Below are 19927 nucleotides of genomic sequence, written 5' to 3' on the forward strand. Positions count from 1 at the left end.
GCACCCGGTGACGACGGAACCACCGCTCAACATCGGGATATGCGGGTATGTTTCGGGACGGTCGTCCATCACCCCGAAGACGCCCGGATCATGCATCGGCAGATCCGGGCGCTCCTCGACGCCGGGCACGAGATCACCTACGTCGCGCCCTTCAGCGACTGCAACGTCACCCCCGATCCGCGGATCCGGGCGGTCGACGTGCCCCGCGCGGCCGGCCGCCGCCGGCGGCGCGCGCTGGGAGCCGCCCGCGCGGCGCTGGAGCGCGGGGTCGAGGGCGCCGACCTGCTGGTCGTCCACGACGTCGAGCTGCTGCTCCGGCTGCCCCGGCGCCGCCCCGCCACCGTCTGGGACGTGCGGGAGGATCCCCGGGACCTCGCCGCCGACCTGGCCGCCGACGCCCGCCTCCCGGCGGGCCTGTTCCGGTCCCTGCCCGCGCTGGTGCGCCGGATCGAGTCCCGTGCGGAGCGCCGCCTCCACCTCGTCCTGGCCGGGGAGTCCCACCGGGAGCGCTTCGGCGGCCCCCATCCGGTCGTCCCCGACACCGCGCGCGTGCCCAGGCGGCCGCCGCTGCCGCCCGGGCACCAGAGCCGGGTCGTCCACCTCGGCCGGATCTCGCACTCCAGGGGCGCGGCCGAACTCGTCGAGCTCGCCCGCCGACTCGCCCCGCACGGGATCAGGCTGGACCTGATCGGCCCCGCCGACGGCGGGACCCGGCCGCTGCTGCGCGACGCGCAGCGCGAGGGCCTGCTCGACTGGTACGGCCACGTCCCCGACCGGCACGCCCTGCGGATGGCCGAGGGCTCGATCGCCGGGCTCTCGTTCCGGCACGACTCCCCCGGCCGGGAGCGTCCGGCACCCACCAAGATCATTGAATACATGTCCCGGGGGATCCCGGTGGTCACCACCCCGGTCCCGGCCGCGGCCGCCCTGGTCGACCGGGTCCGCTGCGGCGCGGTCGTGCCCTTCGGGGACGTCGGCGCCGCGGTGCGGGCCGTGCTGGCGCTGCGGGACGACCCCTCCGGCGCGGCGGCTACAGGCGCCCGCGGGCGCGCCGAGGCGGCGCTGCACCACGACTGGTCGGCCCACGCCGCGGCCTTCGTCAACCTGCTGGAGGAATGGGCCGGGGAACCGGTGACGGCGGGCCGGGAGCTTGGTTCACTGGAACCATGGCACGCCATCTGATCCAGGGACGCGACGTGAGCATGCCCGTGCGCGTCCGGGACGCCACGGTCTGCAGCGCTTCCTATCTGGTGCGGGCCGACGCGGCCCGGGCGGTGCTCGCCTACTCGGGGCTGGACGCCGCCGAGGTCCTGCCCGGCAGGGCCCTGTGCACGCTGGCGTTCGTCGACTACGCCGACGGGGACCTGGACGCCTACCACGAGTTCGGCGTCGCCTTCATGATCCGGCCGCCCGAGGCGGGCCCGCCGCCGCGCCGGGGGCTGCGCGCCAACCTGGCCGAGCTGCGCCGCTCCGGGGCCGGGTTCTTCGTCCACTGGCTCCCGGTCGACCAGGGCTTCACCCTGGAGGCGGGCCGGTCGATCTGGGGGTTCCCCAAGGAGCTCGCGGACATCGACCTGCGGCTGGCCTCGCCGTACAAGCGGTGCATCGTCCGCAAGGACGGCCGCCTGGTGCTCGACCTGCTGGTCAGGCCGGGGTTCCGGGTGCCGGCGCCCGGCGCCGCGACGCCCGCCGACGCCTACAGCCACCTCGACGGCGTGACCCGGCGCATCCCCTGGTCGGTCTTCCCGCGCGGGGTGCGGGCGCGCCCCGGCGGCGCGCTGGTCCGCCTGGGCAACCACCCCGTCGCCAGGGAGCTGAGCGAGCTCGGCCTGCCCAAGCGGGCTCTGATGACCCTCACCGTCGACCACACCGCCATGGCCTTCGGCGAGGCCAAGGCGCTCTGAGGCGGGTCGGGAGGCGGGTCGGGGCCTCCTGGGCGTCCGAGCCCTCCGCAGGCGAGGCACGTCCGGGCCCTCTGCGGGCTCCGCAGGCCGGGAGTCGGATCCGGGCGCTCCGCGGTGGTCCCGGGAGGCCCTGGCCGCCCAGGGGGCTCCGAGCGCGCCGGGGACGACCCGGTGTCGGCAGGACCGGACAGGTCAGACGATGGGCGGGCGGCCCAGGCGGAGCATGCGCCAGGCGGTCTTCCAGCCCATGGGGCGGCGCTCGCCGGCGGGCTCCCGCAGGCCCTCGCGGAACCCCTGGAACCAGGCTTTCAGCGCCGGGCGGGAACGCTCGCGGACCAGCGTGAGGACGACCCAGTTGAGCAGGTAGAGGAACGCCAGGGGCCAGGGGAGGTTGCGGCGGGCCAGCCAGACGCGGTTGCGCGCGTTGAGCCGGTAGAAGTCCGCGTGGCGGGTCGGCGGGACCTGCGGGTGGTACATGACGGTCTGCGCGTCGTACTCGATGCGGTAGCCCTCGCCGAGCAGCCGCCAGGCCAGGTCGGTCTCCTCATGGGCGTAGAAGAACCGCTCCGGCAGGCCGCCGACCTGGAGGAACGCCGAGCGGCGGATCGCGCAGGCGCCGCCCAGGAAGGTGGTGACCGGGGAGGACCGCTCGGGGTCTCCCGCCCGCAGGCGGGGGACGTGGCGGCGCTGCCCGGCGCCGCCGTCGGGGTCCATCACCCGGAAGGAGACGACCGCGAGGTCGTGCTCGGTGGAGAAGCGCTCCCGCAGATGGGAGACGAGGGTCCGCTCGCCGTACCAGCCGTCGTCGTCGAGGAAGAGCACCACGTCGCCGGAGCACTCCTCGACGCCGCGGTTGCGCCCCGCCGGGATGCCCGCGTTGTGCGAGAGCCGGACCGTCTTGATCGTCGCCGACGAGCCGGGGGGCACGCCGACCGAGAGCTCGGGGACGTCCGCGCCGTTGCCGACGATGACCACCTCGACGTCGCCGTCGTCCTGGTTCAGCGCGGACTCGACCGCCCGGTCCAGCTCGGGGATCCGGTTGCCCATGGTGAGGATGACGCACGAGATCTTCAACGGGTCATCGCCTTGACGCGTCGAGAGCACGTGCGGGACATACTTTCATGATCACCGAGTCTGCTGGGGCGGACGATTGTGGCTGAACCGCGGTCTGGCGATCCACCAGGGGACAAGCGTATCGGAAGCGTCGGCGAACACCCACCGAACGGCAAGGTGTCCGCACCTACGACGCACCGGGACGCCGTCCGGTTCCTCATGACAGCCGCCGGGACGCCAGGATGCTGACCAGGTGCAGGACCATCTGCAGGGCGGCGACCGCCACGCAGGCCACCGCGAGCACCCGCGTCGCGGCCAGGCCGCCGCTCACCAGGTCCCAGACCGCGGCCACCACGACCAGCAGCGAGAGCTCGACCGCCTGCACGACGCGGTGGAACTTCAGCGCCGCCGCCGCCTTGCGCGCCAGGCCCAGGCCGCGCGACCGGAACTGCTCGGCCGAGGACTCCGTCGCCGCCACCAGACCCGAGCGGGCCCGCGCGACGTCGACCAGGTCGGTCTCCGCCTTGATCAGGATCGCGCCGAGCGCCGCGCCGAAGCCGGCCACGGTGTACCAGTCGGGGAGGGTCTCCGAGGCCCGGAAGCCCAACCCGATCAGCAGGGCCGCCTCGGCGAAGTAGTGGCCGACCCGGTCGAGGTAGACCCCGGTGATGGAGGTCCGCCGCGTCCAGCGGGCCAGCTCCCCGTCGGAGCAGTCGAGCAGCAGGTAGACCTGGACCAGCAGGGCCGCGCCCACCGCCGCCCCGAGACCGGGCAGCGCCAGGACGGCGCCCGCCGCCAGGCCGCACAGGATCATCAGCCAGGTGGTCTGGTTGGGCGTGATCGGCGTCTTGGCCAGCACCCAGGTGACGTAGATCGACAGTTTGCGCATGTAGAGCACGCCGGCCCAGTGCTCGCCGCTGTTGCGCTCCATGGTCGAGTGCGGCTGGGCCACCGCGCGGAGCTCAGCGACCGACGGCCCGGACATAGTCCTCCACCCGATCCCTGATCTCCGACTCCGACAGGCGCAGGTGCTCCAGGATCGTGTAGCGCCCGGGGCGGGTCGAGGGCGCCAGCTCGACCGCCGCCGTGAACTGCTCGGCGCTCAGCCCCACGTCGCCGGGGGTGACCGGGAGGCCGTGCCCGCGCAGGCAGTCGACGACCTGGGTCAGCCGCACGGGGTCCTCACGCAGGAAGAAGCAGAAGGCCGCTCCGATCCCGGCGAGTTCGCCGTGATTGGAGGTGCCGGGATAGAGCTGGTCCACGGCATGAAGGATCTCATGGTCTCCGCCGCTCGAGGGACGGGACGACCCGGCGACGACCATCGACATCCCGGACAGGATGAGCGACTCGGCCAGCACGGTCAGGAACGCGTCCGACTCGATCGAGTCGCGGCGGCCGATGACGGCCTCCGCCGAGGTGCGGGCCATCGAGCAGGCCAGGCCGTCGATCGGCTCGCCCCGCTCGGTGCTGCCCAGCTGCCAGTCCTCGATCGCCGAGAGGTTGCTCACCACGTCGCCGACCCCGGAGCGGACCAGCGCCGGGGGCGCGTCGTGCACGAAGTCCAGGTCCACCATGATGGCCAGCGGCATGGGCACGCCGAAGGAGCCCTTGCCGCTGTCGTGGGTGAGCGAGGCCACCGGCGAGCAGATCCCGTCGTGCGACAGGTTGGTGGCCACCGCCACCATCGGGATGCCGGCCAGCGAGGCGGCGTACTTCGTCGCGTCGATCGTCTTGCCGCCGCCGATGCCGACGACGGCCTCGTAGGCGCCCTTGCGCAGGTCCGCGCCGAGCGTCACGGCGGCGTCGACGGAGCCGTCCGGCACCCGGAAGACCTGGGCCTCGCCCAGGGAGGGCGCGATCACCGAGGCGATCCTGTCCCCCTGGCCGGCGCCCACCGCCACCGCCACCCGCCCGGAGGTCGCCACCCGGCTGTCGGCCAGCAGCGAGCCGAGCTCCGCGATGGCGCCCCGCCGTACCTCCATGGTCAGCGGGGCGGGGAGCATCCTGGCTAGTATCGGCACGCGATCTCCCGCGCCTTCGCCAGGTCGTCGTGGTTGTCGACCTCGACCCACGGGACGTCGCCGATGGGGGCGACCGCGATCTTCTCGCCGCGGGCGACCAGCTCCTGGTAGCCGTCCTCGTAGTACAGCTGCGGGTCGCGCTCGAAGGTGGCCTGCAGCGCGTCGGCCAGGCGCGCGCCGACGCCCGGGCGGATCAGGGTCGCGCCGATGTACTCTCCCGCCGCGGAGGCGGGGTCCATCAGCTTGGTGATCCGCTCCAGGTGGCCGTCGCCGTCGAGGACGACCTTCATCTCCTCGTCGGCCAGCTTCTTGACGTCGTCCACCGCGAGCAGGATGTCGCTCGTGGCCGGGGCCGACAGCAGCGTGTGCTCGACCGAGACCGGGTGCACGGTGTCGCCGTTGACCAGCAGCACGCCCTGATCGAAGTAGTCGCGCGCGCACCACAGGGAGTAGGCGTTGTTCCACTCCTCGGCCTTGTCGTTGTGCACGAGGGTGAGCTTCACACCGTGCCGCCGCTCCAGCTCGGCCTTGCGCTCGTGTACGGCCTGCGCCTGGTAGCCGACGATGACCACGACGTCACGGAGGTCGGCGGCCGCGAGGTTCCGCAGCGAGATGTCCATGATCGTGGTGTCACCGTCGACCGGCACGAGCGCCTTGGGCAGCGTGTCGGTGTACGGCCGCAGGCGTCGTCCGGCCCCGGCGGCCAGCACCATTCCCAGCAACGTGCACTCCTCATCCAAGTGAGACCCTCGGCGGGTTCTCCTGGCCCCAAAGGTTAGTTCCCTTTGACCCCTGATCGTGTAATCCGGGGTTCACCAGGCATTCTCCTCCCGGCGCCCGGCCTCCGCGGGGCCCGTTCCGGGGCGCGGGACCGCCGCCCAGTAGGTGAGGCTCTCCCAGCAGAACAACCCCCACAGGTAGAGCGAGAGGAGCACCAGGAACGGCGTCGCCTGGCCGATGAGCCCGCCCAGGGCGACCAGCAGCATCCGCCCGTCCCAGCCGAGGCCGGCCGCGGCCAGCCAGGGCGGTGGATGGGCGTCCTGGCGCACCCGGTTGACGACGTCGTAGTGGTGGAAGGCCACCGCGCCGAGCAGCGCGAAGACCAGCCACGGCGGCACGTCGTGCGCGAACCCCACCGAGGCGGTGAAGCCGTACTCGGTCAGCCGCAGGATCGGCGGGACCAGCCAGTCGAGCCGCCCGTCGTGCCGGTGGGAGCTGCCCGGCCCGGCCAGCAGCAGCACCACGACGGGGGCGAACACCGCCAGGTCGTCGCTTCCGGCCACGCCGATGCTCAGCAGCACGCCGGTCACGAACATCCCGACGAGCGCGGGCGGCAGCGGCGGGATCTGCCCGGACACCAGGGCCCCCATCCCCCGGGACGGCACGCCGTCGTCGCGGTGGGTCGCCACGGTGCCGCGCGGCGGGGCCGCGCGCGGAAGCGGTCCCGGAGCGGGGCTCGCGGGGGAGGCGTTCATCGCGCCATCGACCTGCCCATCCGGCCTCCGAGCATGTAGAGGGTGGCCAGGCCGCCCCAGGCGAGCAGGGACAGGAAGGTCACCCGGGCGTCGAACACCGCCGCGGTCACCGCGATCAGTGCCATGCGCTCCCCGATCGGGAGGACGATCGCCCTCTTGAGCCAGCGGGCGAAGGCGTCCCGCTCCAGGCGGCGCGAGAGCCCGGCGACGCCGCCCGCGTCCCGTCCGGCGTCCGGCCGTCCGGCGCCCCGTCCCGTGTCGGCGTCCTCGTCCCCGGGCGCACCGGAGGGCGGGCCCGGGGCCGGGGCCTGCGCGGGGACCAGCGGCGGTCCCGTCCCGGCGCGGACTCCCGGCAGGGCCCGGCCGGCGGCCGTGCGGGCCGCCGCGTCGGCGCGGGCGCCCGAGTAGGCGGAGTCGACCATGTGCCGGAGCACCTGCAGGATCAGCGCGGCCACGGCGAGCGTCCAGATGTCGCGCACCGCGGCGGCCCGGGCGGCCCCGCCGGCGGCCACCGTACCCGCCACCGTACCCGCTGCCGCGCCCTCCACCGTGCCGCCCAATGTGCCTCCCACTGTGCTCACTGCCGTGCCCGCGGCGTATCCGGCGGCGAGACCCGCGTAGACGGCGTACTCCTTGACCCGGTCGAAGGTGGCGTCCAGCCACGAGCCGAGCGGGGAGAACGCGCGGGTGTAGCGCGCCAGCTGGCCGTCCACGCAGTCGAGCACGAACGACAGGTAGAGCAGGACCGCCCCGGCGACCCGCGCCTCGCGCGTCCCCGCCGAGAACCAGACGGCCGAGAGCGCGGCCAGGCCGACGGAGAACCCGGTGACCGCGTTCGGCGTCAGCCGCAGCCCGGCGGCCAGCCGGACCAGGTGCGGCGACCAGGAGCTCACGAAGTAGGTGGTGAAGAAGCCGTCGTCGCCCTTGACCGCCGCCTCCAGGCGGGCGCGGTCCTCGTCCACCTCGGTCAGGCGCCGCACGGCGGCCTCGGCCGCGATCCTGCCGGCCACCCGGTCGCAGTGGAGCCGTCCCGGCCCGGCCGCACGCACGGCGACGCCCGAACGGACCAGACCGGCCAGGAGCAGCTCGCCCGCCCCCGCGCCGCCGGGCCCGGACCCGCCGGGACCCCCGGGTCCCTCGGCCTCGGCCCGCGCGGCCAGCTCCTCCGCGACCTCGGCGAGGCTCGCCAGATCGCCGTCGCCCACCTGGAGCACCCCGCGGAAGGTGCCGTTGGCCCCGGCGACGCGCCGCCCGGGGAGGCCCGCGGCCACCACCCGGCCGTCCTCGACCCGGACGGGCGGGTGCAGCGGGCCGTCGCCGTCCTCCTCCACCGCCACCACCGCCCCGGTGCCGCGCGCGGGATGGTCCAGCAGCACGGCCAGCGACTCGGTGTGGGCCACCAGGTCACCCGCCAGCACGGCCACCGGCCCCGTGGCCTCACGCGCCACCCGGGCGATGCGGCGCAGGTCGTCGGCGAGCCCCGCCGAACCGTGCGACCCGATCAGGTGGGTGCCGTCGGAGGCGCGGATGACGGCGCCGGACCGGCCTACCACGTGCACCTCCCGGACCGGGAGCGTGCCGAGCTGGGCGGTCAGCCGGTCGACCAGGGTGCCGTCGCCGCAGCGCAGCGATGCCGCCGCGGTGGTGGCCAGGATGACGGCGGTCGTCGGGGAGGTGCCGGAGGGGGGTGGCGGAGACGGGGGGACAGGGGTGGAGTCGCGCAAGCCGGGCTCCTTCGCATCCGACGGGGTCACCGTGCGAATCGGGGAGAGCGCACCCAGCGTAGCGAGATCCTGACGGGATATCACGGGAGCGCGACCGGCGCGCCCAACCGCTAACCTCGCTCTACGCGCATCATCGGAGGATTGCCGCCTTGACCGTTCCTGAACCACGCCGCCCGGCCGTCGCAGTCGTCCTCGCGGGCGGGGTCGGCCAGCGGGTCGGCCGGGGCACCCCCAAGCAGCTCATCGAGATCGCCGGGCGGACGATCATCGAGCACGCGATCGCCGTGTTCGACGCCGCTCCGGAGATCGACGAGGTCCTCGTGCTGATGACCCCCGGCTTCACCGCGGAGGTGGAGCGGCTGGTCGCCCGCAACGGCTTCGGGAAGGTCGGCCGGGTGCTGGAGGGCGGCGCGAGCCGTACCGGGACCACCTGGCGGGCGCTGGAGGCGCTGGGCGACCGGGACTGCGACGTGCTCCTGCACGACGCCGCGCGCCCGCTGCTGGAGCCGCGCATCATCACCGCGTGCGCGGAGGCCCTGCGGGTCCATCCGGCCGTGGAGGTGGCCGTCCCGAGCTCCGACACGATCGTGGTGACCGCGCCCGGGCCGTACGGCGAGACCGTCGGCGACGTCCCGGACCGGTCGCGGCTGTGGCGGGCCCAGACCCCGCAGTGCTTCCGGCTGCCGGTGATCCGCGAGGCCTACGAGCGGGCGCTGGCCGACCCCGGCTTCGCGGACCGGCCGGCCACCGACGACTGCGGCGTGCTGCTGCGCTACCTGCCGGACGTGCCGATCCACATCGTGCCCGGCAGCGAGCTCAACATGAAGGTCACCCATCCCGTGGATGTGCTCGTCGCCGAGACGCTCCTGCGCTTCGCCGCGGGGACCCCGGGCTCTTGAGGCCCGGGGCCCGGACCGCGGATCAGCGCTCCGGCCTGGCCAGGCTCGCCGGGCTCGTCAGGAAGCCCCAGCCCCACGAGACGTGCATGGTGGCGTAGACGAGCGGGAGCCGCAGGAGCGCGCCCGGCGGCAGGCCGCTTCCGGTCACCGCCGAACCGGCCACGATCGCCGCGACGTAGCCGCCGGGGATCAGCAGGCCCGGCCAGAAGAACGGCGAGACCAGCAGGCCGGCCAGCATGGCCAGCACCGCCATCGGGGGCGCCAGGTAGCGCAGGTTGATCGTGCCCTCGTGGGTGCGGGCGACCACGCGCCGCCAGCGGCCGTAGTGGAAGTACTGCTTGGCGAGGGCCCTGATGTCCGGCCGCGGCCGGTAGGAGACGCGCATCCGGGGCTGGAACCAGACCAGGCCGCCGGTGGAGCGGATGCGGTGGTTCATCTCCCAGTCCTGGGCGCGCTGGAAGTGCTCGTCGTAGCCGCCCACCCGGTCCAGCGCCTCGCGCCGGAACACGCCCAGGTAGACCGTGTCGGCCGGGCCCGCGGTGCCGCCGGTGTGGAACCGGGCGCCGCCCACGCCGATCTTGGAGGTCATGGCCCGGGCCACGGCCTGCTCGAAGGGGGTGATCCCCTCGGCGGCCATCACGCCGCCCACGTTGTCGGCGCCGGTCTCCTCCAGCGTCTCCACCGCGACCTGGAGGTAGTCCTCCGGGAGCATGGCGTGGCCGTCCACCCGGGCGATGATCCCGTTCCTGGACGCGGCGATGGCGGCGTTGAGGGCGTTGGGGGTGCGTCCGGTCGGGTTCGGGACCACGGTCACCCGGGGGTCCTCGGCCGCGATCGCGTCGGCGACCTCCTGGGTCCGGTCCCGGGACGGGCCGATCGCCAGGACGACCTCGATGGGTCCTCCGTACTTCTGCGAGAGGACCTGGTTCACCGCCTCCCGTAGGTGGCGCTCCTCGTTGAGCACCGGGATGACGACGGAGACGGGGGGCCAGACGCGTGTCTCGGGAGACGACGCCGGCGCGGGCGAGTCGGGGAACTGCTTCATGGCGTCGCTCACGCTACTGTACGAACGGGTACCTCATCGACCCAGTCGGAGCTTAGGGGGGCTGATGCGCGACCCGGAGGACGAGGACTCGGGTGTGCACGTGGGCGGCGACGCCTACGGAGGCGTCCGGGTGGCTCCGAGGCGCGACCGCAGGTCCGCCAGGGGCGCTCGCTCCCGGCGGCGCAACCTGGTCGCGGCCGGGGCGCTCTCGCTCCTGGTCCTCGCCGGCTCCGGGGCCGCCTGGGCGCTGACGGACTTCACCACGAGGAAGATCACCCCGGTCGACGCGGGCGTCCCGGGGGCGCGCTCCACCGGCGCGATGAACATCCTGCTCGTCGGCGTGGACCGGCGCGACGACCTCACCCGCAAGCAGCAGAACCAGCTCAAGCTGGGCCGCGAGTCCGGGCAGCGGACCGACACCATGATGGTGATCCACCTTTCGGAGGACCACCGCAGGGTCACCGTGGTCAGCCTCCCCCGCGACACCTGGACGACGGTCCCCGGCAAGGGCGAGCACAAGATCAACGCCGCCTACCAGCTCGGCGGCCCCAAGCTCGCCGTGCGCACGGTGCAGAACGCCACCGGCCTGACGATCCACCACTACGTCGAGGTCAACGTGCTCGGCTTCATCAACGTGGTCGACGCGCTCGGCGGCGTCTCGGTGTGCACCCCGGTCGCGATCAACGACCCGAAGACCGCCCTCGCGCTCCAGCCGGGCACCTACGAGCTCGACGGGGTCAAGGCCCTCGCCTACGCCCGCACCCGGGCCACCGCCCGCTCCGACCTCGACCGCATCGACCGCCAGCAGCAGGTCATCTCCGCCCTGCTGAACCAGGCGCTGAGCAGCGACACGCTGACCAACCCCGCCAGGCTCGCCGGCTTCCTCGACACCGCGCTCTCCACGATCCGCGTCGACGACGCCCTGCGCCAGGACCTGCTCGGCCTGGCCGAGCAGCTCAAGGACGTCTCCACCGACGACGTCGCCTTCGCCACCGTGCCCATCGCCGACGTGGACCACAAGACCCCGACCGGCGAGTCCGCCGTGCTCTGGGACACCGCCGCCGCCCGTGCGCTCTTCCGCCGGATCGCCGCCGACGAGCCGCTCACCGAGCCGTCCGGGCCCGCCAAGGCGGCGACGCCGAAGCCCACCCCGGCCGCCACCCCCTCGGCCGGCGCGCTGACCGTGCCGCCCTCGCGGATCTCCCTCAAGGTGCTCAACGGCACGACGGTCACCGGTCTGGGCGGGCGGGCCAGGGACGCCCTCCTCAAGGCCGGCTTCCTCGTCCCCCAGGCCGCCGGGAACACCCAGCGCAGGGACCACGACGCCCCGGTCGTCCGGTACGGCCCCGGCCGCGAGGACTCGGCCCGGACCGTGGCCGCCGCCCTCCCCGGCGCGGAGCTGCGCCTCGTCGAGGAGCTCGGCGACGGGATCGAGGTCATCGTCGGCCGGAAGTACTCAGGCGTCCGGGAGGTCGCCGTCACCGAGGCCCCGACCGCCCCGGCCAGCGCCGCCCCCACCGCCTCGCCCACCGCCAGGACCGCGACGCAGAACATCTGCAAAAAGTGACATACGACGCATAGCAGCCCTGATCTCGGGCAGTGGGAACCCGGCGGAGGTGATGATCGTGGTTCCTGCACTCAACGTCCGGACATGGCGCGACGACTCCTGCACGGTGATCAAGGCGGAGGGCGAGCTCGACATGGCGTCCGCCCCCCGGTTCCGGGCCGCGATCGACGAGGTGCTCGATCCTCCGGGCAGGCCCTGCCTGGTGATGGACCTGACCGAAGTGCCCTTCTGCGACTCCGTGGGGCTCGGCGTCCTGGTGGGGACGCTCGCCCGGGTACGGGACGCCCGGGGCCGCCTCGTCCTCGTGACCGCTCCCGGGATGATCACCCACCTGCTGACGATCACCAATCTCGATCGCCACTTCGAGACGTGCGGCAGCCTGCACGAGGCCCTCGCGACCTTCGACGCCGCGGCCTGACCCCTCCGCCCGCGGAGCCCCCGCTCTCCGGGGCAGCGGTGCCCTCCAGTACGGTCCCGCCGTCCCGCCCTGCCGACATCGGACCGGGACGGACGGCCCCGTCCGGCAGGACTCGCCTCCCCGCCCCCTTCAGCGGATACGGGCCCCTGTTCCGTCCCCGCTCCGCGTCGCACGGATCGGGGACGGAAGAGAACACTTCGGAGACCGTCCCGAGGCCGGGGAACGATCCCGGCGGGAAACGCGCTTCCGCCGCTCAGCCGCCTACTTCAGCAGCTGGCGGGCCATGACCATGCGCTGGACCTGGTTGGTGCCCTCGTAGATCTGGGTGATCTTGGCGTCGCGCATCATGCGCTCGACCGGGAACTCGCTGGTGTAGCCGTACCCGCCGAGGAGCTGGACCGCGTCGGTGGTGATCTCCATGGCGGCGTCGGACGCGGCGCACTTGGCGGCGCTGGAGAAGAAGGTGAGGTCGGCCTGGGGCTCGCCGTGCATGGCCAGCTCGGACTTGGCGGCGGCGGCGTAGGTGAGCTGGCGGGCGGCCTCGAGCTTCATCGCCATGTCGGCGAGCATGAACTGCACGCCCTGGAACTCGGCGATGGCCTTGCCGAACTGCCTGCGCTCCTTGACGTAGCCGACCGCGTAGTCGAGCGCGCCCTGGGCGATGCCGAGCGCCTGGGCGGCGATCGTGATGCGGGTGTGGTCCAGGGTGGCCAGCGCGGTCTTGAAGCCGGTGCCGGGGGCGCCGATCATCCGGGACGCCGGGATGCGGACGTCCTCCATGATGACCTGCCGGGTCGGGGAGCCCTTGATGCCGAGCTTCTTCTCCTTCGGGCCGAAGCTGACGCCCTCGTCGCCCTTCTCCACGACGAACGCGGAGATGCCCCGCGCGCCGGCGCCGGGCTCGGTCACGGCCATCACCGTGTAGTACTCCGACACCCCGGCGTTGGTGATCCACATCTTGGCGCCGTTGAGCACGTAGTGGTCGCCGTCGGCCACCGCGCGGGTCTTCATGGCGGCCGCGTCGCTGCCCGCCTCGGCCTCGGACAGGGCGTAGGAGAACATCGCCTCGCCGCGCGCGACCGGCGCGAGGTAGCGCTGCTTGAGCTCCTCGGAGGCCGACAGCAGCAGCGGCACGGTGCCGAGCTTGTTGACGGCGGGGATCAGCGAGGACGACGCGCAGGCACGCGCCACCTCCTCGATGACGATGACGGTCGCGAGCGCGTCGGCGCCGGCGCCGCCGTACTCCTCGGGCACGTGCACGGCGTGCAGATCGGCGGCGGCGAGCGCCTTGTAGGAGTCCCAGGGGAACTCGCCCGTCTCGTCGGCCTCTGCGGCCCGAGGGGCGATCTTCTCGTCGGCGAGGGCACGGACGGTCTCCCGGAGCATCTGGTGCTCCTCGGGCAGCGCGTAGAGAGGGAAGCTCATGGGAAAATACTAGGACGTCCAACAAAGTGGGCACCGACCGGACGCCTGTGATGTGCGCCGCTGCGCCCCGCAGGTCGGGCGGCAAAATTCCGGTCAAGGATGCCGATACCCTGTCCGGGTCGGATTGGGCAGAACCGAAAGGATCCACCGTGGCCTATCGCCTGACCGTGCTGGGGACCGGATACCTGGGTGCCACGCACGCGGCGTGCATGGCCGAGCTCGGCTTCGAGGTGCTCGGCCTGGACGTCGACGCCGCCAAGGTCGCCAGCCTCCAGGCGGGGAACCTGCCCATCCACGAGCCGGGACTGGAGGACATCCTCCGCCGCAACCTGGCCAACGGACGGCTCCGCTTCACCTCCTCCTACGAGGAGGCCGCGGACTTCGGCGACGTGCACTTCGTGTGCGTCGGCACCCCGCAGAAGAAGGGCGAGTACGCCGCGGACGTCTCCTACCTCGACGCCGTGATCGAATCGCTCGCCCCGCACCTGAGGCGCGACTGCCTGGTCGTGGGCAAGTCCACGGTGCCGGTCGGCACCGCCCAGCGCCTGTCCGACAAGCTGGCCCGGCTCGCCCCCGCCGGCGAGGCGGCCGAGCTGGCCTGGAACCCGGAGTTCCTGCGCGAGGGCTTCGCCGTGAAGGACACCCTGCACCCGGACCGCATCGTGCTCGGCGTGCACTCGGAGAAGCCCGAGAAGATCATGCGCGAGGTCTACGCCTCCATGCTCGAGCACGGGACCCCGCTGGTGATCACCGACTACCCGACCGCGGAGCTGGTCAAGGTCGCCGCCAACGCCTTCCTGGCCACCAAGATCTCCTTCATCAACGCCATGGCCGAGGTCTGCGAGGCCGCGCACGCCGACGTCAAGCAGCTGTCGCTGGCGCTCTCCTACGACGAGCGCATCGGCGGCCGGTTCCTCAACCCGGGCCTGGGCTTCGGCGGCGGCTGCCTGCCCAAGGACATCCGCGCCTTCATGGCGCGCGCCGGGGAGCTGGGCGCCGACCAGGCGCTGACCTTCCTGCGCGAGGTGGACGCGATCAACATGCGCCGCCGGGCCCGCATGGTCGACCTGGCCCGCGAGCTGTCCGGGGGCTCCTTCCGCGGCTGCACGATGGCCGTGCTGGGCGCGGCGTTCAAGCCCAACTCCGACGACATCCGCGACTCCCCCGCCCTGGACGTCGCCGTGAAGATCGCCGAGCAGGGCGGCAAGGTCACCGTCTACGACCCCGTCGCGCAGGAGAACGCCCGCCGCGCCCACCCCGAGCTGAACTACGGCGCCTCCGCCCTGGAGGCCGCGCGCGGCGCCCACGTCGTGCTGCTGCTGACCGAGTGGCAGGAGTTCGTCGACCTCGACCCCGAGGAGCTGGGCTCCGTCGTCGCCTCCCGGAAGATGGTGGACGGCCGCAACGCCCTGGACGCCGAGACCTGGCGCGCCGCCGGCTGGCACTACCGCGCCCTCGGCCGCCCCTGACCCCGGCCCGTTACGCCCCTCGGGCCGCCCCGGCCCGCACCCCGACCTCTCGCCCCTCGGCCCCCACGAGGGAGGACCCCGCGTGTTCGTCCTGGAACTGACCTACCTCGTCCCCGCCGAGGAGGCCGACGCCCTGCTCGAGGCGCACGTCGCCTGGCTGGACCGGCAGTACGCCGCCGGGTTCTTCCTGGCCTCGGGCCGCAAGGTGCCGCGGGACGGCGGGATCATCCTCGCCACGGGCCTCGACCGGGCCGGGGCGGAGGCGCTGGTCGCGTCGGACCCGTTCGTCACGGCCCGGATGTGCGCCTACCGCGTCACCGAGTTCGTCGCCACCAGGACCGCCCCCGCCCTCGAGCCGTACCGCGAGCCGCCCGCCTGACGGCGCCCGGACGAGAGCTCACCGGGTATGCCGCGGCGGGGAAACAGGAGGCGTCCTACTTCCCCGCCCCGGGCCCGTACCACTGGAGCGCCTGGCCGGTGACCGCCGCGATGCGGTCGAAGTCGTGATCGCGGTGCAGCAGGGTGAGGCCGCGCAGCTCGGCCGTCGCCGCCACCACCAGATCGACCGGTCCGGCACTGCGATGCCACCCCTGCGTCGTGAGCATGCCCTGGACCTGCCACGCGCGGTCGTAGGCACGATCGTCGACGGGCACCCGGCCGAACAACTGCCGCATGTCCTCGATCCCGCGCTCGCGGTCCGCCTGTGATCGTGCGCTGTAGAAGAACTCGAGCTCGGTGATCGGACACACGGCGACCAGCCCTGCCGCGACCGCCTGGTCCCAGCCGTAGCTCTCGGCTTCCTTCCGCATGAGCCCGGCCAGCGCGCTGGTGTCGATGAGGAACTGCGCGGGACTCACCGCCGGTAGTTCCCCTTCTCTTCGAAGAGTTCCAGATCGAAGCCGCCCTCGGCCGCGGCGCTACGCAGCCGTGCCAGTGCCAGCGCGCGCCGCCGGTTCTCCAGCACCTCGCGCAGGGCGCTGTTGACCGTCTCCTTCTTCGTGCTGGTCCCCAGAGCCTTCGCGACCTCGGCCACCAGCTCGTCATCCAGGTCGATCATCGTTCGGCTCACGACAGCCCTCCAGGCATATTGGAATGCATCCAAGGTACATCGGCATATGCCTAAGTGGCCCGCTCTTCCCCAGAACACTCCTCGCGGCGTCCGAGCATGCCGGATCCCTCGGGTGAGGCCCCTCCCGACCGGCGAGGCCGCCCCGCGGTCAGCCGCCGAGCCGGGCGGCCTCCTCGCGGAGCCGGGCGCCCTTGGCGTGGGCCTGGTCCCGCAGCTCCCCCTGGAAGCGCTCCATCTTCGCGCGCAGCTCCGCGTCCGCCGCCGCGAGGATCCGTACGGCCAGCAGCCCCGCGTTGCGCGCGCCGCCGACGGCCACGGTGGCGACCGGGACGCCCGCGGGCATCTGGACGATCGAGAGCAGGGAGTCCATGCCGTCGAGGTACTTCAGCGGGACGGGGACGCCGATCACCGGGAGCGGGGTCACCGAGGCGAGCATGCCGGGCAGGTGGGCGGCTCCCCCGGCCCCGGCGATGATCACTTTCAGGCCGCGCTCCGCCGCCCGGGCGCCGTAGGCGATCATCTCGTCGGGCATGCGGTGCGCGGAGACCACGTCTGCCTCGAACGCCACCCCGAACTCCGCGAGCGCCTCGGCGGCGAGCCGCATCACCGGCCAGTCGGAGTCGCTGCCCATCACGACGCCGACGGTCGGAACGGCCGCGCCGTCCTGTGCGGTGCTCACGTGTAGGTCCCTTCGCAGAGGTAGACGGCGGCGTGCCGGGCGCGGGCGCGGACCTCGTCGAGGTCGGTGCCGAGGGCGGTGACGTGCCCGATCTTGCGGCCGGGCCGTACCTCCTTGCCGTAGAAGTGGACCTTGATCCCGGGGTCGTGGGCCATGACGTGCTCGTAGCGGGAGAAGACGTCCGGGTCCTCGCCGCCCAGCAGGTTGGCCATCACCACGACCGGCGCGGTCGGCGCGGGCGAGCCGAGCGGGAGGTCGAGCACGGCGCGCAGGTGCTGCTCGAACTGGGAGGTGCGGGCCCCCTCGATGGTCCAGTGACCGCTGTTGTGCGGGCGCATGGCCAGCTCGTTGACCACGAGCCCGGAGGCGGTGGCGAACATCTCCACGGCCAGCAGCCCGGTGACGCCGAGGTCCTTGGCGATCCCCAGGGCGATCCGCTGGGCGGCCGCGGCCGCCTCCGGGTCGAGGCCGGGCGCGGGCGCGAGCACCTCCACGCAGATGCCGTCGCGCTGCACGGTCTCCACCACCGGATAACTGACGCCCTGCCCGTGCGGGGAGCGCGCGACCAGCACGGCCAGCTCCCGCTCGAACGGCACGAACGCCTCGGCCAGCAGCGGCACCCCGCTCGCCAGGACCTCCGCGGCATCGGCGGCCGACCGGCAGATCCAGACGCCGCGGCCGTCGTAGCCGCCGCGCACGGCCTTGAGCACCACGGGCCAGCCGTGGTCGGCGGCGAATCCCTCCACGTCGGCGGCGGTGGCGACGCGCCGCCAGGCCGGGCACGGGGCGCCGATCGCGGTCAGCCGCTCGCGCATGACGGCCTTGTCCTGGGCGTGCACGAGCGCCTCCGCGCCGGGGTGCACGGCGAAGCCGTCCGCCAGCAGCGCACCGATGTGCTCGGTGGGCACGTGCTCGTGGTCGAAGGTGACCGCGTCGCACCCCTTGGCGAAGTCGCGCAGGTCGGACAGGTCGCGGTGGTCGCCGAGGCGCACGTCGGCGACCACCCGGGCCGCGCTCTCGTCCCGGGACCCGGCCAGCACCCGGAGCTCCACGCCCAGGGCGATGGCCGCCTGCTGGGTCATCCGGGCCAGCTGGCCCGCTCCGATCATGCCGACGACGGGCCCGCCGGGACCGCTCAAGGAAGGGCTGCTCACGTCCGCCGAGCTTACCGGCCCCCGGTACGCCGCCGGGCACGGGCAAGGGCCCACGCGGGCGGCACCCCGGCACCGATGCCGCCGGTCCGGGGTGTGCGGTGCGGAAAGGGTCCGGGCGGGCGGGCCCCGGTACGGCTCCACCTGGTCCCGCCGCTTCCGTGGTCGGGCCGGGCGCCCGGGCCGGGCCCGTCACTTCGCGGTCAGGTCGGCCAGCGCGCGCCGGGAGGCGACGGTCGAGACCTCGCCGTCGTCCCCGACCTCGGTGACGAGGAGGACGATCTCGGTGCCGGTCAGTTCGGCGGCCCTGGACCTGCCGGTGAAGGCCCGCAGTTCCGCGCCGCCGTGAACCGGCCGGGAGAGCGAGGAGCGGCCGGGCCGGGGCCGCTGCCGGTACTCGATCTCCAGCGCGTGGACCACCAGCGCGCCCTCGCTCAGCGGGAGCACCCGGCGCGGGCCGACGACCAGCCGGACGTCGGTGGTGAGCCGGTCGGGGGCGGCCTCCGTCCGGCGCGCCCCGAGGTCCGCACGCAGGACGGCGGCGGCGTCCCTCTTGGGGAAGGTCACCCCGCTCACCCCCGCCGGGTCGGTGAGGTAGGTCAGGTAGCGCTGCGGCACCAGGCGGGCCCTGACCCCGGTGCCGGAGGCGACGGCGGTGGACCCGGGGGAACCGGCGGCCTCGGGGACGGTGTCGGAGGCGGCCTCGGAGGCGGTGTCCCCGGTGGCCGGGATGGGCCCCGCGCCGAGCCGCCAGCCGTCGCCCTCGTCGACGAACAGGAAGTAGGCGGGGTCCGGTTCGCGGGCCAGGGCGACGAACCAGCGGTCCTCGCCTCCGGAGGCCGGCAGCAGGAACTCCGGTCCGGCGTACTTCCCCACGGTCCCGGCGGAGGCGGGGGCCGGGCGGCCGTTCCGGGTCGCCTCGCAGGCACGGCCGCCCAGCGTCTTCTCCGCCCAGGCGGTCAGCCTCCCGACCGCCGCGCAGTCCCGGTCCCGCCAGGCGTCACCGAGCCCCTGGAGCAGCTCGAACGCCTGGGCCGCCTCGGCGGCGCCGACCGCGCCCGCGGACGCCTCGGCCGACGGTCCGCTCCCGGAGTCCCGGTAGGCCGGGGTCCGCCCGTCGCTCCGCGCACCGCAGCCGGTCAGCAGGGACAGCCCGAGGATCAGGGCGAGCAGTCGGCGAGGCACGGGAGGTCCTGGGGAGTCCGAGAGGGCCGGCGGCCCGGTGGTCCGATGAGCCATGCCGTGTACGGCGGGCCGTACACGGTGATCACGGAGAGCGGACCTCCCCCGGGGGCTCCCCGCGATCGACGGGATCAGCGTAGCCTCAGCCTTACGGATTTATCCGATTTTACATGACATTTGCGGAAACGTTCTTTGGGTAATGGGATGTCCGTCCGGCCGACCGCCGGGCGGGCCCCCGAGGGCTCCCGGTAGCCTGAGGGAAGCGCCCGAGGTCTCGCCGTGTGGCGGATCCGCAGCCGACCTGAGAAAGGATCGTGCAGAGAACGTGCGGTTTCTTCGACACGCCTACGAGCGGTTCGCCGATCTGTTGCACGAGCTCGCGAAGTTCGGGACCGTGGGTGCCTTCGCCTTCGTCATCGACGTCGGCGGCTTCAACCTGCTCCACTACGTCCTGGGCTGGTGGGGGCCGCTGACCTCCAAGGTCGTCGCCACCGCGGTCGCCACCACCTTCGCCTACTTCGGCAACCGCTACTGGACCTACCGGCACCGGGAGCAGAGCGGGCTGACCCGCGAGTACTTCCTGTTCTTCCTGCTCAACGGCGTCGCACTGCTGATCGGCCTGCTCGTCGTCGGATTCACCCGCTACACCCTGGAACTGGCCGACCCGCTCAGCATCAACGTCGCCAACCTCTTCGGCATCGGCCTGGGCACGCTGTTCCGCTTCTTCTCCTACAAGAAGTGGGTCTTCCTGGCCGCCACCGAGGACCTCGACACCCCGCGCGAGCTGCCCGAGACCGACGGCGCCCGGACCCGCGAGACCCGCTGATCCGGGGCCCGCGCCCCCGC

At 73.5% G+C, this 19927-nt stretch carries 21 protein-coding genes; 8 read left to right on the forward strand and 13 right to left on the reverse strand.

Annotated features, from left to right (window positions below; all coding sequences use genetic code 11):
• Positions 1 to 90 precede the first annotated feature (90 nt).
• Positions 91 to 1182, forward strand: a complete 1092-nt coding sequence (locus IEZ07_RS08870; protein ID WP_239319716.1) for a glycosyltransferase — start codon at positions 91 to 93, stop codon at positions 1180 to 1182.
• Entirely contained in the window at positions 1167 to 1904 is a 738-nt protein-coding gene (locus IEZ07_RS08875; RefSeq protein WP_191894291.1) for an acetoacetate decarboxylase family protein, read from the forward strand. The genes IEZ07_RS08870 and IEZ07_RS08875 overlap by 16 nt, the downstream gene beginning before the upstream one ends.
• A 192-nt stretch (positions 1905 to 2096) precedes the next feature.
• Here IEZ07_RS08875 and IEZ07_RS08880 read toward each other — a convergent pair whose 3' ends face one another.
• The 6 genes from IEZ07_RS08880 to IEZ07_RS08905 form a co-directional block, all read right to left on the reverse strand.
• Positions 2097 to 2978 (reverse strand): glycosyltransferase family 2 protein, encoded by an 882-nt coding sequence (locus tag IEZ07_RS08880; RefSeq protein WP_084007994.1) that lies wholly within the window; start codon positions 2976 to 2978, stop codon positions 2097 to 2099.
• Positions 2979 to 3174: 196 nt separating this feature from the next.
• Complete coding sequence (locus IEZ07_RS08885) at positions 3175 to 3942, reverse strand: CDP-alcohol phosphatidyltransferase family protein (RefSeq protein WP_068894537.1); 768 nt, start codon at positions 3940 to 3942, stop codon at positions 3175 to 3177.
• Entirely contained in the window at positions 3920 to 4960 is a 1041-nt protein-coding gene (locus tag IEZ07_RS08890; RefSeq protein WP_191894292.1) for an iron-containing alcohol dehydrogenase family protein, read from the reverse strand. Before IEZ07_RS08890 ends, IEZ07_RS08885 begins: the two co-directional genes overlap by 23 nt.
• A gap of 5 nt (positions 4961 to 4965) precedes the next feature.
• A complete protein-coding gene (locus IEZ07_RS08895; protein WP_068895200.1) occupies positions 4966 to 5700 on the reverse strand; it encodes a phosphocholine cytidylyltransferase family protein in 735 nt (244 codons plus the stop codon).
• Positions 5701 to 5790: 90 nt separating this feature from the next.
• Positions 5791 to 6453, reverse strand: coding sequence for a DUF5941 domain-containing protein (locus IEZ07_RS08900; RefSeq protein ID WP_275413793.1), 663 nt, complete (start codon positions 6451 to 6453; stop codon positions 5791 to 5793).
• On the reverse strand, positions 6450 to 8177 hold the full coding sequence (locus tag IEZ07_RS08905; RefSeq protein WP_191894293.1) for a CDP-alcohol phosphatidyltransferase family protein: 1728 nt from the start codon (positions 8175 to 8177) through the stop codon (positions 6450 to 6452). The genes IEZ07_RS08900 and IEZ07_RS08905 overlap by 4 nt, the downstream gene beginning before the upstream one ends.
• Positions 8178 to 8326: 149 nt before the next feature.
• Here IEZ07_RS08905 and IEZ07_RS08910 point away from each other — a divergent pair, with 149 nt between their 5' ends.
• Complete coding sequence (locus tag IEZ07_RS08910; RefSeq protein WP_239319717.1) at positions 8327 to 9076, forward strand: IspD/TarI family cytidylyltransferase; 750 nt, start codon at positions 8327 to 8329, stop codon at positions 9074 to 9076.
• A 22-nt stretch (positions 9077 to 9098) separates the two neighbouring features.
• Here IEZ07_RS08910 and IEZ07_RS08915 read toward each other — a convergent pair whose 3' ends face one another.
• Positions 9099 to 10121, reverse strand: coding sequence for a glycosyltransferase family 2 protein (locus IEZ07_RS08915; RefSeq protein ID WP_191894362.1), 1023 nt, complete (start codon positions 10119 to 10121; stop codon positions 9099 to 9101).
• Between the two features lie 64 nt (positions 10122 to 10185).
• On the opposite strand from IEZ07_RS08915, the gene IEZ07_RS08920 reads away from it, so the two are divergent.
• Both IEZ07_RS08920 and IEZ07_RS08925 read left to right on the forward strand, forming a co-directional pair.
• A complete protein-coding gene (locus IEZ07_RS08920) occupies positions 10186 to 11688 on the forward strand; it encodes an LCP family protein (RefSeq protein WP_191894294.1) in 1503 nt (500 codons plus the stop codon).
• 52 nt (positions 11689 to 11740) lie between these two features.
• A complete protein-coding gene (locus tag IEZ07_RS08925) occupies positions 11741 to 12106 on the forward strand; it encodes an STAS domain-containing protein (RefSeq protein WP_068894532.1) in 366 nt (121 codons plus the stop codon).
• A gap of 261 nt (positions 12107 to 12367) precedes the next feature.
• Here the strand turns inward: IEZ07_RS08925 and IEZ07_RS08930 are convergent, their stop codons facing one another.
• Positions 12368 to 13531 carry an acyl-CoA dehydrogenase family protein gene (locus IEZ07_RS08930; protein ID WP_068894531.1) on the reverse strand — a complete coding sequence of 388 codons (1164 nt, stop codon included), beginning with the start codon at positions 13529 to 13531 and terminating at the stop codon, positions 12368 to 12370.
• Positions 13532 to 13680: 149 nt separating this feature from the next.
• Here IEZ07_RS08930 and IEZ07_RS08935 point away from each other — a divergent pair, with 149 nt between their 5' ends.
• Both IEZ07_RS08935 and IEZ07_RS08940 read left to right on the forward strand, forming a co-directional pair.
• Positions 13681 to 15000, forward strand: coding sequence for a UDP-glucose dehydrogenase family protein (locus tag IEZ07_RS08935; protein WP_191894295.1), 1320 nt, complete (start codon positions 13681 to 13683; stop codon positions 14998 to 15000).
• Between the two features lie 82 nt (positions 15001 to 15082).
• Positions 15083 to 15379 (forward strand): YciI family protein, encoded by a 297-nt coding sequence (locus tag IEZ07_RS08940; protein ID WP_191894296.1) that lies wholly within the window; start codon positions 15083 to 15085, stop codon positions 15377 to 15379.
• Positions 15380 to 15434: 55 nt separating this feature from the next.
• Here the strand turns inward: IEZ07_RS08940 and IEZ07_RS08945 are convergent, their stop codons facing one another.
• The 5 genes from IEZ07_RS08945 to IEZ07_RS08965 all read right to left on the reverse strand — a co-directional run bounded on the left by IEZ07_RS08945 (position 15435) and on the right by IEZ07_RS08965 (position 19084).
• A complete protein-coding gene (locus IEZ07_RS08945) occupies positions 15435 to 15857 on the reverse strand; it encodes a PIN domain nuclease (RefSeq protein ID WP_191894297.1) in 423 nt (140 codons plus the stop codon).
• Positions 15854 to 16069, reverse strand: coding sequence for a type II toxin-antitoxin system VapB family antitoxin (locus tag IEZ07_RS08950; RefSeq protein ID WP_204054318.1), 216 nt, complete (start codon positions 16067 to 16069; stop codon positions 15854 to 15856). Before IEZ07_RS08950 ends, IEZ07_RS08945 begins: the two co-directional genes overlap by 4 nt.
• A gap of 148 nt (positions 16070 to 16217) precedes the next feature.
• Entirely contained in the window at positions 16218 to 16700 is a 483-nt protein-coding gene (purE, locus tag IEZ07_RS08955; protein ID WP_068895197.1) for a 5-(carboxyamino)imidazole ribonucleotide mutase, read from the reverse strand.
• A gap of 44 nt (positions 16701 to 16744) precedes the next feature.
• Positions 16745 to 17902: a 5-(carboxyamino)imidazole ribonucleotide synthase gene (locus IEZ07_RS08960; protein ID WP_275413794.1), complete on the reverse strand. Its 1158-nt coding sequence runs from the start codon at positions 17900 to 17902 to the stop codon at positions 16745 to 16747.
• Positions 17903 to 18091: 189 nt separating this feature from the next.
• Entirely contained in the window at positions 18092 to 19084 is a 993-nt protein-coding gene (locus IEZ07_RS08965) for a hypothetical protein (protein WP_191894298.1), read from the reverse strand.
• A 322-nt stretch (positions 19085 to 19406) separates the two neighbouring features.
• Here IEZ07_RS08965 and IEZ07_RS08970 point away from each other — a divergent pair, with 322 nt between their 5' ends.
• Positions 19407 to 19907, forward strand: a complete 501-nt coding sequence (locus tag IEZ07_RS08970) for a GtrA family protein (RefSeq protein WP_239319718.1) — start codon at positions 19407 to 19409, stop codon at positions 19905 to 19907.
• Positions 19908 to 19927 lie beyond the last annotated feature (20 nt).

Origin of the sequence: Planomonospora parontospora (genome assembly GCA_014647935.1) — a bacterium.
GTDB lineage: Bacteria > Actinomycetota > Actinomycetes > Streptosporangiales > Streptosporangiaceae > Planomonospora > Planomonospora parontospora.

What these genes read in the sequence shown, in the direction of transcription:
- IEZ07_RS08920 (WP_191894294.1), top strand. Translation starts at nt 10,186, where the DNA reads ATGCGCGACCCGGAGGACGAGGACTCGGGTGTGCACGTGGGCGGCGAC.
- IEZ07_RS08915 (WP_191894362.1), bottom strand. Translation starts at nt 10,121, where the DNA reads ATGAAGCAGTTCCCCGACTCGCCCGCGCCGGCGTCGTCTCCCGAGACA.
- IEZ07_RS08925 (WP_068894532.1), top strand. Translation starts at nt 11,741, where the DNA reads ATGATCGTGGTTCCTGCACTCAACGTCCGGACATGGCGCGACGACTCC.
- IEZ07_RS08885 (WP_068894537.1), bottom strand. Translation starts at nt 3,942, where the DNA reads ATGTCCGGGCCGTCGGTCGCTGAGCTCCGCGCGGTGGCCCAGCCGCAC.
- purE (WP_068895197.1), bottom strand. Translation starts at nt 16,700, where the DNA reads ATGGGCAGCGACTCCGACTGGCCGGTGATGCGGCTCGCCGCCGAGGCG.
- IEZ07_RS08870 (WP_239319716.1), top strand. Translation starts at nt 91, where the DNA reads ATGCATCGGCAGATCCGGGCGCTCCTCGACGCCGGGCACGAGATCACC.
- IEZ07_RS08890 (WP_191894292.1), bottom strand. Translation starts at nt 4,960, where the DNA reads ATGCTCCCCGCCCCGCTGACCATGGAGGTACGGCGGGGCGCCATCGCG.
- IEZ07_RS08930 (WP_068894531.1), bottom strand. Translation starts at nt 13,531, where the DNA reads ATGAGCTTCCCTCTCTACGCGCTGCCCGAGGAGCACCAGATGCTCCGG.
- IEZ07_RS08900 (WP_275413793.1), bottom strand. Translation starts at nt 6,453, where the DNA reads ATGAACGCCTCCCCCGCGAGCCCCGCTCCGGGACCGCTTCCGCGCGCG.
- IEZ07_RS08875 (WP_191894291.1), top strand. Translation starts at nt 1,167, where the DNA reads ATGGCACGCCATCTGATCCAGGGACGCGACGTGAGCATGCCCGTGCGC.